The organism is Mesoflavibacter sp. SCSIO 43206, assembly GCF_019904215.1.
Classification (GTDB): Bacteria; Bacteroidota; Bacteroidia; order Flavobacteriales; family Flavobacteriaceae; genus Mesoflavibacter; species Mesoflavibacter zeaxanthinifaciens.
The window spans coordinates 2,650,705-2,665,820 of record NZ_CP063201.1; the positions used below are offsets into that span (position 1 = coordinate 2,650,705).

At 30.4% G+C, this 15,116-nt stretch carries 11 protein-coding genes; 3 read left to right on the forward strand and 8 right to left on the reverse strand.

Annotated elements, in window-relative coordinates; genetic code table 11:
* Positions 1-2: 2 nt before the first annotated feature.
* The 7 genes from INR78_RS12130 to INR78_RS12160 all read right to left on the reverse strand — a co-directional run bounded on the left by INR78_RS12130 (position 3) and on the right by INR78_RS12160 (position 8,885).
* Positions 3-1,355 (reverse strand): HlyD family secretion protein, encoded by a 1,353-nt coding sequence (locus INR78_RS12130; protein ID WP_223076719.1) that lies wholly within the window; start codon positions 1,353-1,355, stop codon positions 3-5.
* 1 nt (position 1,356) lies between these two features.
* Positions 1,357-3,024, reverse strand: coding sequence for a peptidase domain-containing ABC transporter (locus INR78_RS12135; protein WP_223076720.1), 1,668 nt, complete (start codon positions 3,022-3,024; stop codon positions 1,357-1,359).
* Entirely contained in the window at positions 3,017-3,703 is a 687-nt protein-coding gene (locus INR78_RS12140; protein WP_223076721.1) for a TetR/AcrR family transcriptional regulator, read from the reverse strand. Before INR78_RS12140 ends, INR78_RS12135 begins: the two co-directional genes overlap by 8 nt.
* Before the next feature lie 58 nt (positions 3,704-3,761).
* On the reverse strand, positions 3,762-5,033 hold the full coding sequence (locus INR78_RS12145) for a mechanosensitive ion channel family protein (protein WP_223076722.1): 1,272 nt from the start codon (positions 5,031-5,033) through the stop codon (positions 3,762-3,764).
* 71 nt (positions 5,034-5,104) lie between these two features.
* Complete coding sequence (locus tag INR78_RS12150; RefSeq protein WP_223076723.1) at positions 5,105-5,692, reverse strand: pseudouridine synthase; 588 nt, start codon at positions 5,690-5,692, stop codon at positions 5,105-5,107.
* Positions 5,682-7,988 carry a type IA DNA topoisomerase gene (locus INR78_RS12155; protein WP_223076724.1) on the reverse strand — a complete coding sequence of 769 codons (2,307 nt, stop codon included), beginning with the start codon at positions 7,986-7,988 and terminating at the stop codon, positions 5,682-5,684. The genes INR78_RS12150 and INR78_RS12155 overlap by 11 nt, the downstream gene beginning before the upstream one ends.
* Before the next feature lie 84 nt (positions 7,989-8,072).
* A complete protein-coding gene (locus tag INR78_RS12160; RefSeq protein WP_223076725.1) occupies positions 8,073-8,885 on the reverse strand; it encodes a DUF1853 family protein in 813 nt (270 codons plus the stop codon).
* Positions 8,886-8,990: 105 nt separating this feature from the next.
* Here INR78_RS12160 and INR78_RS12165 point away from each other — a divergent pair, with 105 nt between their 5' ends.
* Positions 8,991-10,550, forward strand: coding sequence for a DEAD/DEAH box helicase (locus INR78_RS12165; RefSeq protein WP_106677725.1), 1,560 nt, complete (start codon positions 8,991-8,993; stop codon positions 10,548-10,550).
* A 41-nt stretch (positions 10,551-10,591) separates the two neighbouring features.
* Positions 10,592-11,707, forward strand: coding sequence for a DEAD/DEAH box helicase (locus INR78_RS12170; RefSeq protein WP_223076726.1), 1,116 nt, complete (start codon positions 10,592-10,594; stop codon positions 11,705-11,707).
* A gap of 50 nt (positions 11,708-11,757) precedes the next feature.
* Here INR78_RS12170 and hpf read toward each other — a convergent pair whose 3' ends face one another.
* On the reverse strand, positions 11,758-12,063 hold the full coding sequence (gene hpf / locus INR78_RS12175) for a ribosome hibernation-promoting factor, HPF/YfiA family (RefSeq protein WP_027879009.1): 306 nt from the start codon (positions 12,061-12,063) through the stop codon (positions 11,758-11,760).
* Positions 12,064-12,188: 125 nt separating this feature from the next.
* Here hpf and INR78_RS12180 point away from each other — a divergent pair, with 125 nt between their 5' ends.
* Positions 12,189-15,026 (forward strand): pitrilysin family protein, encoded by a 2,838-nt coding sequence (locus INR78_RS12180; RefSeq protein ID WP_223076727.1) that lies wholly within the window; start codon positions 12,189-12,191, stop codon positions 15,024-15,026.
* Positions 15,027-15,116: the final 90 nt, after the last annotated feature.

Below are 15,116 nucleotides of genomic sequence, written 5' to 3' on the forward strand. Positions count from 1 at the left end.
TTTTATTTTTTAGTCTTTGTGTTTGATGCATCTTCAGGTTGATAGTAATTTGGAGGGAAACCATTAAGCTGTCGCCATAATTCAAACCAAATAGGCACATCTTCTAATAAACCTATTGTTCTGGCTCCAGAACCAACTCTAATAGCTTCTGGCCAATCATAATCATTTTCATCTGGAGCTAATAGTATTCTAAACTTACCGTTTGGACTTATAAAACGTTCTATAGCTACAACTTTTGCACCGTATGTACCATAAGATACATTAGGCCAACCGCTAAATATTATTGCAGGCCAACCATCAAACTGTACTCTAAATTCTTCTCCTAAATGAACTAAAGGTAAATCTATTGGGTCTACAAATGTTTCTATAGCTATATCATATTTAGAAGGCATGATTCCTACCAATTGCTCACCTTCTTTAAATGTTTCACCAATACCACCTTTTATGGCTTTATTTATAAAACCATCTTGAGGCGCTTTGATGTAATACATGTCATTACGTATAGAATAATTTGTATAATCGCTTTCTAATTTTGAAACTTGCGCTTCGGCATCAAACTGATTTGATTGCGCTGTAAACTTGTCACTTCTAGCTTTTGAAATTTTATCTGCATACTCGGCATCTATACGATTTAGCTCTACTTGCGCATTAATGATTTCATTTTTAGACGCTAAAAATTTATTTTCTTGTGATATTAATTTTGCTTGAGTTTCTTGTAATTTTAATCGTTTAGCTTCTACATCTGTAATTGCTTTTAAACCTTCTGACTGTAATTGTTGTGTACGATTAAATTGGGTTTCGGCAATGTTTAGATTTGTTTTTGCAGCTTCAAAATCTATACTATCACTTTTAGTTTTTAATCTGGCTTGTAATAGTTTGTTTTCTGCTTGTTGTAACTTTAACTTTCTTTCGTTACTTAAAGCAGCTATTTGAGTGTTAAGCGCTTTAACTTTTTCGCTGTAAGATGAAACTGAAGATGATTTAGCTTTTATTTGTTGATTGGTTCTTTCAACTAAATTAGGATCAAAATATTCATTTTTAATTTCAGAAATATGAAGAATTGTATCTCCTTTTTTTACAAAATCACCTTCTCTTACATACCATTTTTCTATACGACCAGGAATAGGAGATTGTATGGTTTGTGGACGTTGATCTGGTGTTAATGTTGTAACCTTACCTGCTGCTGTTATATTTTGGGTCCATGGTAAGAATAATATTATTATACCTACAACACCAAAGGTGACCAAAAAGCGATTAAACGCTTTAAAATGCTCTTTACCAAATGCTTTTTTACCGCACTCGTACTTGGTTAAATCTAACCTGTTTTCAAGCTTATTATTTGAAATATTTAACATCTTATTTATTGTTAATTATTTGACCGTTATCTAATGATACTACTTTACTTAATTTGTTTTCCCAAAGTTGATTTTGGCTAACAACAATTAATGACCAATCATGCTTTTTGTCTATTAAAAAGTCTATTATTTTTGACGCTTCTTTTTGATCAAAATGATCTAATGGTTCTTTTAAAACTAATAGTTTTGGCTTTTTTATTATGGCTCTTGCTAAAATGATTTTTTTAGCTGTAGTGTAAGAGATTTCTTTTCCTTCTGGACGTAAAATAGTATTTAAACCTTTTGGTAAGTGCTTAACATAATTAGATAATCCTACACTTTGTATTGCCCAATCTAAGTCTGATTTGGATATTGACGGATCACCAAAGGTAATATTATCTTTTAACGTACCTTCAAAAGGAGTTTCTTCTTCTAGTGTTTGCCCTAAATGAGCACGATATTGATTAAGGTTTAAACTAACAAGAGAATGATTATTAACAAAAACATTTCCTTTTGTTGGTTGGATGATGCCAGATATTAGTTTTAATAAACTTGTCTTACCAGAACCATTTGTCCCATTAACTAAAATTCTATCTTTATTATTAATTTTAAGGTTAATGTTTTGTAGGATAGGTGTTTCTTTATCAGGCACTTCATAATAGATGTTTTCAAATTCTAAATTGAATTCTTTATTATCAAAATCTATAATCTCTCCATCTTGTGGCTCTAATTCTTTATCAACTACTTTTCCTAATTTTTCAATAGAAGTAAGTACATCATAAAACGTTTCTAGACCAAGTATTAATTTTTCTACAGAATTAATTACTAATAGAATAATAATTTCGGCAGCAACAAATTGACCAATATTCATTTGCTGATTTAAAACCAATGCGCCACCAATAACTAAAAGCCCAAAAGTTACTAAGACTTTAAAACCAATTAATTGCATAAATTGCATAACCAGTACTTTAAAGTGAGATTCTCTTGCGTCTAAATAATCGGTTACTAATTGGTCGTTTTTAGAAAGCGCTAAATTTGTTTTTCCTGAAAGTTTAAAACTAACTATAGATCTTGCTATTTCTTCTAACCAATGTGCAACACGGTATTTGTGGTCTGATTCCTTTATGCTTGTCTTTAAGCCTTTTTCTGCAGTATATTTAAATACAATATACATTAGTACTATTAGTAATACACCATATATGATAAAAAATGGATGGTAAAATGATAGTAGTAATAGTCCAAAAATAATTTGAAGTATAGCAGCAGGAAAATCTACTAAAATCTTAGCTAATCCTTTTTGTATAATGACAGTATCAAAAAAACGGTTTACTAGTTCTGGAGGATAATAGCCTCTTAATGCGCTCATTTTAATTTTTGGTAATCGATATGCAAAATCAAAAGATGCTCTTGTAAATATTTTTTGCTGAATATTTTCTATTATTCGTATTTGCATTAATTGTAAAACACCAACAAATATAACTCCTAAGGTTACTAAAATGACTAAAACAATCCAAGATGTACTTACTTGAGCTGCTTGTAACAAATTAATAATTGCCTGAATACCTAAAGGTAAAGATAGGTTAACTAATCCAGCAAAAATGGCGTAGAAAAAAACTTGTTTTAAATCTTTTTTATCAAGCTTTAATAGGTTGATAAAGCGTTGCCATGCTGTTAATATTTTTTTACTCATTAGGTGAAATATTTAAAGTGTTAAACACTAAATCTTTATAAAATTCTGTAGGAGCTTCGTTTGGTTTTAATCCAGAAATGGATTTAAAATGATCTTTTAAATATTGCTGATGTAAAGATCCTTCTATAACTGTATTAGCTAAACAAAAAGCATATTTATAGTCTTTATTTGCTTCTTGTATTAATTCTTTAAGCCTAATTACTAGTCTTTTGTAAATCGAAAAGTAACCTTCATCGTTATCCAAGTCGACCTGTTTTGTTAGATAGGACTTACTGTATTCATTAATAATAATGCGTTTTAAAACAACTTCGTCTATATGTTTAAAAGTACTATCTAAAGTTGTAGTCTTTGTTAAAACTTCTATAGCTAAGTCTAATTTTTTTAAAGGATCTGCAATATTGTTTATAGAAAATACTAATTGGTATTCTGTCCAGCTCCAATACCATGATGCTAAATAGACTAGTAAATTATGCTTGTTTTCAAAATAGCGATATATACTACTTTCATTAGAGCCAATTTTGGCACCTAATTTTTTAAAAGTAAAATCGTCAAAACCTATTTCGTCAATTAATAAAATGCTGTTTTCAACAATACGTTTTCCTAAATCTGAAGATTCTGGATCTTTTAGAAAAATATTTTCGTTAATAGTAATTTTTAAATTAGATAGTAACTTTTGCATATAACATCTATTTATTTGCAAATTTAATAGTATTACTATCGGTTTTGAAATTCATTAACTATAAATTAACTTTTCCCTTGTTACTTAGACTTTTAAAAGTTGAATTATCTGGAAATTCAAAAATTTCTAAATCAAAATAAGGCACTGCTGCTAAAAAGTGATCAAATAAATCACTCATAACATACTCGTAATTTTGCCAACGCTTATCTTTACTAAAGCAATAAATTTCTATAGGAATACCTTCTGCAGTAGGTTGTAATTGTCTTGCCATCAATAACATTTGGTCATTTATGGCAGAGTGTTGTTCTAAATAGGTTTGTATAAATTTTCTAAAAACACCTACATTAGTTAGATTTCTACCATTTATTAATAAAGACTTATCTGCATTGTTAGCTGTATTATATTGCTCTATTTTTTGTTGCATATTAGTTAGGTAGCTTTCTATAATTTGAATACCTTTTAAACGCTCTATATCTTCATCAGTTAAGTATTTAATAGAATTTTGCTTGATTAACATATGTCTTTTAATACGTCTACCATCAGAATTTGTCATACCACGCCAGTTTTTAAACGAATCTGAAATCATGGCATATGTAGGAATGGTAGTAATTGTATTATCCCAGTTCTGCACCTTTACAGTAGCTAAATTTATTTCTATCACATCACCATCTGCACCGTATTTTTCAAAAGTTATCCAGTCTCCAATTCTAACCATATCATTTATAGCGACTTGAATACTTGCTACAAAACCTAAAATAGTGTCTTTAAAGATTAATAAGATAATAGCAGATATTGTACCAAATCCTGCTATAAACTTTGTTAAAGACAACTCTATTACAACAGCTATTGCTAATAAAATACCAGCAGACCAAGCAAAAATCATAAAGACCTGTATATAGCTGTCTATTGGTTTATCTTTAAGTCTTGGCAGAGTTTTAAAATAACTTTTTAAAGTATTTAGTAAGCTTCTAACTATCCATAGACCTAAAATTATGGCAATGATTGTGGTTATTTTTTCAAGAATAATATGAAGGTTTTCAAAGTCATGAAAAACAATCGGAATACTCTCATGCACTAAATATAAAGCAGGCACATGTGCCGTATTAGCAGGAACACGATTAGAAATTAATAAATCGTCAAAATTAGATTTTGTAGTAGAAGCAATTCTTGCCGAAATAAATCTTAGAATCGTTCTTACAATCAAATCGACAATAAATATACCTACTAAAGCTATTACAAATAGCAAAAGCATATTCATGTATTTTGCAGAAGTGTCTGTAAAACTTAATTCTTTAAAATAATCGTAAAAAAAGTGTTGATATTTATTCATGTTAATTGTTTGTAACAAGCAAAAGTACAGAGTTTTTGATTATTTAAACAACTAAATAAATTAAAGATACGTTAAAGTATTTCTGGTAAATTTTCTAATAAAACTACATCTCCAGATTTCATATTTTCTAGAAGAATATTACCAATTCTAACACGGACTAATCTTAATGTAGGAAAGCCAACAGCGCTAGTCATTTTTCTAACTTGTTTAAATTTACCTTCTGTTAAAGTTATAGATATCCAAGTAGTTGGTCCATGTCTTTCGTCTCGTATTTTTTTAGTACGTTGTGGTAGGTTAGGAGTAGATTCTAAAATTTTAGCTTTACAAGGCTTTGTGTTATATTTTATTCCGTCAAAACCAATTTTGACTCCAGTTTGTAAATCTTGTATCGCTTTCGCGGAAATTGCGCCATCAACCAAAGCATAGTATTCTTTTTCTATTCCAGATTGATTGATGTGATTACTCAATTTTCCATCGGTAGTTAATAGTAATAAACCTTCACTTTTTTTATCTAATCTGCCAATTGGCATTGTTCCATCTGTAAATGTACCAAGCTCTGATAAAAAGCGTTTTTTTTGCTCATGCTTAGCATTGCTGTCAAACTGACTAAGCATTCCGTAAGGTTTATATATTTTAAAGTGTTGGTGTTTAGTTTTCATTTAAAATTTTAAAAACCAACTCTTTAGTTAATTGCTGTCCTTTTGCTTTCTTTCTTATTAAATCGTAGCTAAACCTGAAATCGCAACCATTTTTATAGTTGCTACAACCATAAGCGGTTTTTCCTTTTATAATTGTACCTTTTTTACATTTAGGACAAGTTTTTTCGTCTACGTTTTTTTTTGTCGCTTTCGCGGAATTTTCTTTTTTAGGCTCTAATTTTAATTTAAAATTATCATCAAAACGAAGCAAACCTTCAACAGAAGCCTCATTAACCTTAAATCCTTTTAAGTTTACAGTAGATCCTTTATCTAATAAGCGTTTGTATTGATTTTCTGATATTTTTTTTGAAGCATATTCAAAAGGTAAAACAAAATCACAATCTCTTCCGTATAGTGTGCAACCGTAAGCTGATTTTCCTTTTAATAATTGTCCTTTTTTACATTTTGGACATGTTTTACCTACAATACCTTTTTTTGAAGTTTTTTTAGAAGATGATTTACTGGCGTTGGCTGGTTTATTATTGGTGTAACTTAATTTGGCTTGAACCTTTTCTGTTCTAACTTCGTACACCAAATGGTCTACCATTTTTTTCATGTTATTGATAAATGCTACAGCGCTATATTCACCTTTTTCTATGTCTTTTAGTTGTTTTTCCCAAAGTCCTGTTAGTTCTGCAGATTTTAATAATTCATTTTGAATTAAATCAATCAATTGAATACCGGTAATCGTTGGCAACACTTGTTTTTTATTACGTTTTATGTATTTACGTGTAAACAGCGTTTCAATAATATTGGCTCTAGTTGAAGGTCGTCCAATACCATTTTCTTTCATTAAATCACGTAACTCGTCATCATCTACTTGTTTACCTGCGGTTTCCATTGCACGCAATAAAGATGCTTCTGTAAATTGTTTTGGCGGCTTGGTTTCTTTTTCTAAAAAAGAAGGCTCATGCGGACCTTTTTCGCCTTTTTCAAACGTGGGCAAAATGCCAGTTTCTTTAGTTGGTTTGTCATTTGTTTCAAAAACAACACGCCAACCTTTTTCAAGTATTTCTTTACCTGTGGTTTTAAAGTTTACAGCTTCTGCTTTACCAATTACGGTTGTGTTTGAGACTTTACATTCTGGATAAAATACCGCTATAAAACGTTTGGTAATAATATCGTAAACCTGTTGCTGATTGTACTGCAAATTGGTTTGTACACCTGTTGGAATTATCGCATGGTGATCGGTTACTTTAGCATCGTCAAAAACCTTTTTAGATTTTTTAATTTTTTGACCTAAAAGTGGCTGAATTAATTGGCTGTAATTAGTCAAGTTTTTCAAAATCCCTGGTACTTTAGGATAAATATCATTTGGAAGAAATGTGGTATCTACACGCGGATAAGTTACCACTTTCATTTCATATAACTTTTGAACTATTTTTAAGGTTTCTTCTGCCGAAAAGCCAAATTTTGTATTGCAATACACTTGTAAACCTGTTAGATCAAACAGTTTTGGTGCAAATTCATTTCCTTTCTTTTTGGTAATGCTTACAATTTCAAAATCGTGTTCTTTAACAATGTTAGCTAATTTTTCGCCATCTTCCATTTTTAGAAAACGTCCTTCTTCGTAGCTAAATAAGGTGTCACGATAAAGCGTTTGTAGTTCCCAATAGGGTTGTGGTTTAAAGTTTTCTATTTCTTTCCAACGGTTAACAACCATGGCTAGCGTTGGTGTTTGCACACGACCAATAGATAAAACCTGCTTATAACCACCATATTTTACGGTGTATAAACGCGTAGCGTTCATTCCTAAAAGCCAATCTCCAATTGCTCTAGAAAACCCAGCATAGTATAAATTATCGTATTTTGTGCTAGCTTCTAATTTTTCAAAACCTTCTTTTATGGCTTCTGTGGTAAGAGAAGATATCCATAATCGTTTAACTTCACCTTTATAATTGGCTTGGTCTAAAACCCAACGTTGAATTAATTCTCCTTCCTGACCGGCATCACCGCAATTTATTACAACGTCTGCTTTATCAAATAAGGATTTTACTATTTTGAATTGCTTTTTAATACCAGAATCGTTTGATACTTTGGTTTCAAACTTATCAGGTAACATGGGTAAGTTGTTTAAATCCCAACTTTTCCAATAGGGTTTATAATCGTTAGGTTCTTTTAGTGTGCATAAATGACCAAACGTGTAAGTTACCGCATAACCATTACCTTCAAAGTAGCCATCACGTTTGGTTTTGGCGCCTAAGACTTGAGCAATTTCTCTTGCCACACTAGGTTTTTCGGCTATACAGACTTTCATTTAGATTAAAAAATTTAGTGTTGCAAATTAAATGAAATTGTTAAGTTTTGGAAGCAGTTTTATGACTAAGTTATTAACGGTTAATCACCACCAAACCATAAAACTTTTTTTAATGTCTCCGTTTGGAAATTTTAACCAAAGCATTGGCGTGTATTTTTCTTCATAAAATGTTTTTAATTGAGGAAGCATTTGCTCATAGTTTTGCCAATTTACATTGGGATGCACATCTACTAACCAATCTAATTTTTTAGGAATATAAAATTTACAGTGTTTAAAATTTTTTAAGTGATTATAGTTGAAATAAAACCCATAAACACTGTCGTTATTTAGTGTTTTAAGCATGAAATTTTTGCCATAAGGCATAAAAATTTGAGCTTTAAAATAGATTTTCTGTTTTATATCTACTGCTTTTAGATTTAGTTGTTCTAAGTAAGGTGTTGTTGTGTTAGAATAGAGTAGTGGTAATTGCTTGTCTTTTAGCTTTTTTAGTTTTTGTGTTAAAGTATCTTTACGGTTTGGTCCAATACAATGTTCAATTTCTGTCTCTCCAACAGTGGTATCAAAAAGGTAAAATTTATATTGAATTTCTAGATGAAATGGCTTTTCTTCATCCAAATAAATAGCATCAATCTCTCCAATTGTTAATTTATTTTTATTTATAATTTGAAGGTTTTCTGATAATATTTTGATTGATTTAAATTGTTTTAACTCTTCAAAAACAAAATATTCTACTAATTGTCCTAACCTTAACTTTTTAGTTATCAGCTTAGTAAAAATAAATTGTTGTGGTAATGCTTTAGTAAAAGGTGTAATCCCAAAAACTTCAGAGTTAAATAAATGTGGTGTATTAAAAAAACCACTAAAGTTATCTTTATAATTTTCAATTATTCTTGTCATATTAAGGGATAAATGTAATCAATAAATTTTTTTCGCTAATTATTCGTCATAAGTCTATTATCATTGTATTTTTGCACATCTTAAATTTTTTAGAATTATTAATTAATGTCAGTCCAAACACAAGAATTACAAGAACGTACAGAAGGAAAAAGTTTATATAATTATCAAAAAGGAGCTATAGATAAGATTTTTACTTGTTTTGAAGAAGCACCAGATAATTATCACTTGCTTTATCAATTACCAACCGGTGGTGGTAAAACAGTAATCTTCTCTGAAATTGTTAGACAATATCTTAAAACTAGAAAAAAACAAGTTTTAGTAATGACGCATCGTATAGAGCTTTGTAGACAAACCTCTAGAATGTTGTCTGAGTTTGGTGTGTCAAACAAAGTTATAGATAGTAAAGCAGATTTAAGTGATCAAGGTGACTATAATTGTTTTGTAGCAATGGTAGAAACTTTAAATAACCGTTTAAATGATAATAAACTTGATATTTCTGATATTGGATTAGTTATTATTGATGAGGCTCATTATAATAGTTTTACCAAATTATTTAAGTTTTTTGATAATTCATTTATACTTGGTGTTACAGCAACACCTTTAAGTAGTAATATTAACCTTCCTATGAAGGATAATTATAATGAATTAATTGTAGGAGAAACCATACAATCTCTTATAGAAAACGAATTTTTAGCACGTGCAGAAATCTATAGCTATAATGTAGGTTTAACGTCTTTAGTTGTTGGTGCTAATGGTGATTATACTGTAAAATCTTCAGAAGATTTATATACCAATACAGACATGTTAACTAAGCTTTTACAAGCTTATGAAGAGCGTTGTAAAGGTAAGAAAACATTAATATTTAATAACGGTATTAATACATCTCTGCATGTTTACGATACCTTTAGACGTGCAGGTTATAAAATTGCTCATCTTGATAATAACAATACAAAAAAAGAGCGTAAAGCTATTTTAAAATGGTTTAAAGAAACACCAGATGCTATCTTAACGTCTGTAAGTATCTTAACTACTGGTTTTGATGAACCTACAGTAGATTGTATCATGCTAAACCGTGCGACAAAATCATTAACATTATACTATCAGATGATTGGTCGTGGATCTCGTATTTTAGATAAAAAAGACAAGTTTACCGTTATAGATTTAGGTAATAACGTACATCGTTTTGGAGCATGGGGCGCAGATTTAGATTGGCATAAAATTTTCCGTTCTCCAAACTATTATTTAGATGGTATTTTAAGTGATGAAGAACTTGAAAATAATTTTAAATACGAAATGCCAGATGACATGCGTGAGCAGTTTAAAAACTCAGAGCATGTATATTTTGATATCAAAAAAACCTATATAAACTCAATTAGAGCAGGAGAAAGCTCTAAAGTAGTATTAGAACGCTCTATCGCACAGCATGCTCATATTTGTGTAGAAAATAGTGAAGATATGTGGGACGCCTTAGCTTTAGCAAAGCTTTTAGGAGATGATATTGATTATAGAATTGGTAGATACACAAAATGTATTAGTAAAAGTACACATAACTTTGTAGATTGGCTTAAAGACGATTACCGTAAAAAATTAAATGCTAAAATAAGATCTGAATTTGACGAGATCTATGAAGAAATTCATGGTTTCCCTCCTCCAGAAGAAGAATAAATTAATATATTAACAAGTCTAACGACTACAAATAAAATAATATGACTTTTAAAGACTTAGGCTTAGATAAAAACTATACAAAATCTTTGAAAGAGATTGGTATTAAAACACCAACCGAAATTCAAGAACAAGCCATACCTATATTATTAAGCAGTAATACAGACTTTGTTGGTTTAGCCCAAACAGGTACTGGTAAAACTGCAGCTTACGGTTTACCTTTACTACATAAAGTTGACCCTAAAAAAAGTCATGTTCAAGCATTAGTCTTATCTCCAACACGCGAGTTAGTTCAACAAATAAAAAAACAACTTTTTAAGTTTACTAAGTATAATACAAACCAAACTTTTGTAGAATCTGTTTATGGTGGAGAAAAGATAGATATTCAACTTAAAAATTTAGCGCGAACTACACATGTTATTGTGGCTACTCCTGGTCGTTTAGTAGATTTAATGCAGCGTGATGCTGTAGATTTATCTAACATTAAAACAATTGTTTTAGACGAAGCAGATGAAATGCTAAGCATGGGTTTTAAAAACGATTTAACAACTATATTAAACGCTATAAAAAGCAAAAAAAATACTTGGTTGTTTAGTGCAACAATGTCTAACGATTTAAAAGATATTGTAAAAAGATACATTGCAGATAATGCTATCCGTATTGAAATTGACAGAAATAGTATTGTCAATAAAAATATAAGCCACTTCTTTATAGAAACTTCAATTCATCAAAAAGCAAGTACAATAATGCAAATTTTAGATGAAAGAGCAGAAGAACGTGGTATTATATTTACACGTACAAAAGCAGGAGCACAAGCTTTAAAGCATCAATTACAAGTAGAAGGTTTTAATGTAGATGCATTAGAAGGCGATATGACCCAAAAAGATAGAGATAAGGTTATGCGTTCTTTTAAAAACGAATCTTTACAATTTTTAATTTCTACAGATGTATCGGCTAGAGGTATAGATGTTAATGATGTTAGTTTTATTATCCATCATCAACTACCAGAACATTTAGAATATTATACACATCGTAGTGGTAGGACAGCAAGAGGCGGTAAAAAAGGTGTTTCAATTGCTTTAATTTTACCAAGTGAACACAGCGAGGTAACTAAGGTAGAACAAGCACTAGGTATAAAAATGAAACAAATAACAGTTTAATATAGCAAAAAAAAAGCGACCTATTTGGTCGCCTTTTTTATAGTTATATATTAATGGTGTGTTTTCATTTTACCCTTTCGCTTGGCTAATTGATTATCTAATTCTCTAACAGCTTCACTAACACTTTTATGAAAAGTGTCTTTACTGTCTTTAGCAAATAATCTAGGTCCAGGTGCGCTTAATCTAATACTAGATATCATTCCTGTTTTATCATCGCTAGTATTTTCAACTTTAAAAAACACATCAGCTCTAACTAAAAATTCATATTTATTAAATAATTTTTGTACTTTTTCTGTTGTGTATTCTTCTAAAGCCTTACTAGCCTTTACATTGTCATATTCAAATTTTATATCCATATTATTTTGGTATTAAAGTTCCTCTTAAAGATAATTAAAATAGATTTTTTTTCATATCGTTTTATTAAAAATTTATGACAATTAAATATTGTTTATCTTTAGACTTCAATCAAATATATAATTTAATGAGACTCTTAAAAACTTTATCCGTTTTGTCTGTATTTGCATTTATCTCATGTAACAATTCAGACTCAAAAACGCAAGTATCTAAAGCAGATACTGCTGTAGATTTTAAAATTGATTATGAAAAATTCACTTTAGATAATGGCTTAGAAGTTATTCTTCATGAAGATCATTCAGATCCAATTGTTGCTGTTGCAACCATGATGCATGTTGGATCTAACCGAGAAAAACCAGGTAAAACAGGATTTGCCCACTTTTTTGAACATATGAGTTTTAATGACTCTGAAAATGTACCTGTAGGCGCTAACAGAAAAATGATTCCAGAATGGGGCGGAAGTCGTAATGGAGGAACATGGAGTGACGGTACCGTATATTATGAAGTGGTGCCAAAAGATGCTTTTGAAAAAATATTATGGATAGATTCAGACCGTTTTGGATATATGATTAATACGGTAACCAAAGAGGCTTTAGAGCGTGAAAAACAAGTTGTAAAAAATGAAAAACGTCAACGTGTAGATAACTCTCCTTATGGATATACAGATGAAGTTATTAGAAAAAACTTATATCCAGAAGGACATCCTTACAGTTGGACAGTAATAGGATCTTTACCAGATTTACAAGCAGCTACATTAGAAGATGTTAAAGAGTTTTATAATCAATACTATGGCGCAAATAATGCATCTTTAGTAATTGCAGGCGATATTGATGTAGAAGAAACTAAAAAACTAGTAAAAAAATGGTTTGGAGAAATACCAAGCGGACCAGAAGTTGAAGAGTTAAATTTTGAACCTGTTAAATTAGATAGTGTTAAAGCATTGTACTTTGAAGATAACTTTGCAAAATTACCAGAATTACGTATGGTAATACCAACAGTTAAAGAATATCATGAGGACACTTTTGCTTTAAATATTTTAGGACAAATATTAAGCGGAAGTAAAAAATCGCCTTTATATAATGTTATTGTAGAAGAAGAAAAATTAGCTCCAGGAGTTAGCTCTTACCAAAGCAGTAGTGAACTTGCAGGAGAATTTGTATTTAGAGTTCGTGCAAATGCCAATACAGATTTAGATAGCGTAAAAGTTGCTATAGAAGAAGGCTTAAAACGTTTTGAATCAAATGGTGTCAATGAAAAAGAATTAAAACGTATTAAAGCAGAGCTAGAAACACAGTTATATCAAGGTGTTAGTACGGTTTTAAATAAAGCATTTCAATTAGTGCAAGATAACGAGTTTGGTGGTGATCCAAGCTACATTACAAAAACAGCAAATTTAACTAACGCTGTTACTGCAGAAGACATTATGCGTGTATATAATAAATACATTAAAAACAAAAACTACGTAATGACCAGTTTCGTGCCTAAAAACCAAATAGACTTGGCAGTAACAAATAGCAAAGAAGCAGAAGTTTGGATTGAAGAAGTAAAGCAAAACGTTGCTAACGAAGAAGTGAGTCAAGGAGAAGAAGCTGTTTACGAAAAAACACCAAGTAAATACGATAGAAGTGAGCCACCTTTTGGAGAATTACCAGTATTTAAATCTCCAGACATTTGGAAAGGTAAGTTAGCTAACGGTATGGATTTATATGGTATAGAAAATACAGAAGTTCCATTAGTTCAGTTTGATATTACAATTCCTGGCGGACAACTTTTAGACCCAAAAGGAAAAGAAGGTGTTGCTAGCTTATTTAGTGATATAATGATGCAAGGTACAGCTACAAAATCACCAGCAGATTTAGAAGAAGCTATTGGATTGTTAGGTGCTAATATATATATGTATAGCAGTGATGAAGATTTTCATATCGCTGGATCATGTTTAACTAAAAACTTTGAAGAAACTATTAAATTAGTTAAAGAGATTATCTTAGAACCACGTTGGGATGACAAAGAATTTGACCGTCTAAAACAAGCTTTAGAAACAAATTTAAAAGGACGTGAAGCTAATCCAAATGCTATTGCAAGCAATGTTTACAGTCAATTGTTATATGGCGAAGATAGCCGTTACGGTATCCCAAGTTCTGGTACTTTACAAAGCACTAAAGACATTACTATGGAAGACATGAAAAGTTATTACAAAAATTTAGTACCAAGTCAAGCTACTTTCCATATTGCTGGAGATGTTAATAAAGACGAAACTGTTGCAGCACTTCAACCATTAAACCAATGGAAAGGAGTAGCGGTTTCTATTCCAGAAGCTGATGTTAAAACAAATGACACTGCAGGAAAACTATATTTTGTAGATGTTCCAAACGCAAAACAATCTGTATTATATATAGGTAAACTAGCCTTATCTGGTAAAGATGAAGATGCTAATAACTTAGATTTTGCTAACGAAATTTTAGGTGGAGGCTCTAGCGGAAGGTTATTCCAAACCCTAAGAATTGGTAAAGGATATACTTACGGTGCATATTCTAGTATTTCGCAAGCTAATATTATTAGCCCATTTACAATCAGAACAAGCGTACGTGCTAATGCTACTTTAAAATCTTTAGAAATTATTAAAAATATGGTTAAAGATTATGAAAATAGCTTTTCAGAAAATGAAGTAGAACTTACTAAAAACAAAATCTTAAAAGGAAACACAAGAGCATACGAAAGTTTAGGTGCACAATTAGGCATTTTAAGACAAATGAGTAAATACGATAGAGCAGAGGATTACCTTGATAAAAATCAAGAAGAATTAATTAACATGACACTGCAAGACTATAAGTCTATTATTAATAAATATATGGATGAAGAAGACTTAACTTATTTAGTAGTTGGTGATAAAGCCACACAGTTTGAAGAAGTCAAAAAACTTGGTAAACCTGTTATAGAACTTGATATTTATGGTAATAAGCTATAACCATAAAACATATTAGTAAAAAAGCGCAACTTAAGTTGCGCTTTTTTTATTTCTAAATATTAATAACTGTTAAACCTTTATAGTTAAATA

Coding starts and splice junctions, on each gene's coding strand:
- INR78_RS12160 (WP_223076725.1), bottom strand. CDS start 8,885: ATGACAAGAATAATTGAAAATTATAAAGATAACTTTAGTGGTTTTTTT.
- INR78_RS12165 (WP_106677725.1), top strand. CDS start 8,991: ATGTCAGTCCAAACACAAGAATTACAAGAACGTACAGAAGGAAAAAGT.
- INR78_RS12145 (WP_223076722.1), bottom strand. CDS start 5,033: ATGAATAAATATCAACACTTTTTTTACGATTATTTTAAAGAATTAAGT.
- INR78_RS12170 (WP_223076726.1), top strand. CDS start 10,592: ATGACTTTTAAAGACTTAGGCTTAGATAAAAACTATACAAAATCTTTG.
- INR78_RS12155 (WP_223076724.1), bottom strand. CDS start 7,988: ATGAAAGTCTGTATAGCCGAAAAACCTAGTGTGGCAAGAGAAATTGCT.
- INR78_RS12130 (WP_223076719.1), bottom strand. CDS start 1,355: ATGTTAAATATTTCAAATAATAAGCTTGAAAACAGGTTAGATTTAACC.
- INR78_RS12140 (WP_223076721.1), bottom strand. CDS start 3,703: ATGCAAAAGTTACTATCTAATTTAAAAATTACTATTAACGAAAATATT.
- INR78_RS12180 (WP_223076727.1), top strand. CDS start 12,189: ATGAGACTCTTAAAAACTTTATCCGTTTTGTCTGTATTTGCATTTATC.
- INR78_RS12150 (WP_223076723.1), bottom strand. CDS start 5,692: ATGAAAACTAAACACCAACACTTTAAAATATATAAACCTTACGGAATG.
- hpf (WP_027879009.1), bottom strand. CDS start 12,063: ATGGATATAAAATTTGAATATGACAATGTAAAGGCTAGTAAGGCTTTA.
- INR78_RS12135 (WP_223076720.1), bottom strand. CDS start 3,024: ATGAGTAAAAAAATATTAACAGCATGGCAACGCTTTATCAACCTATTA.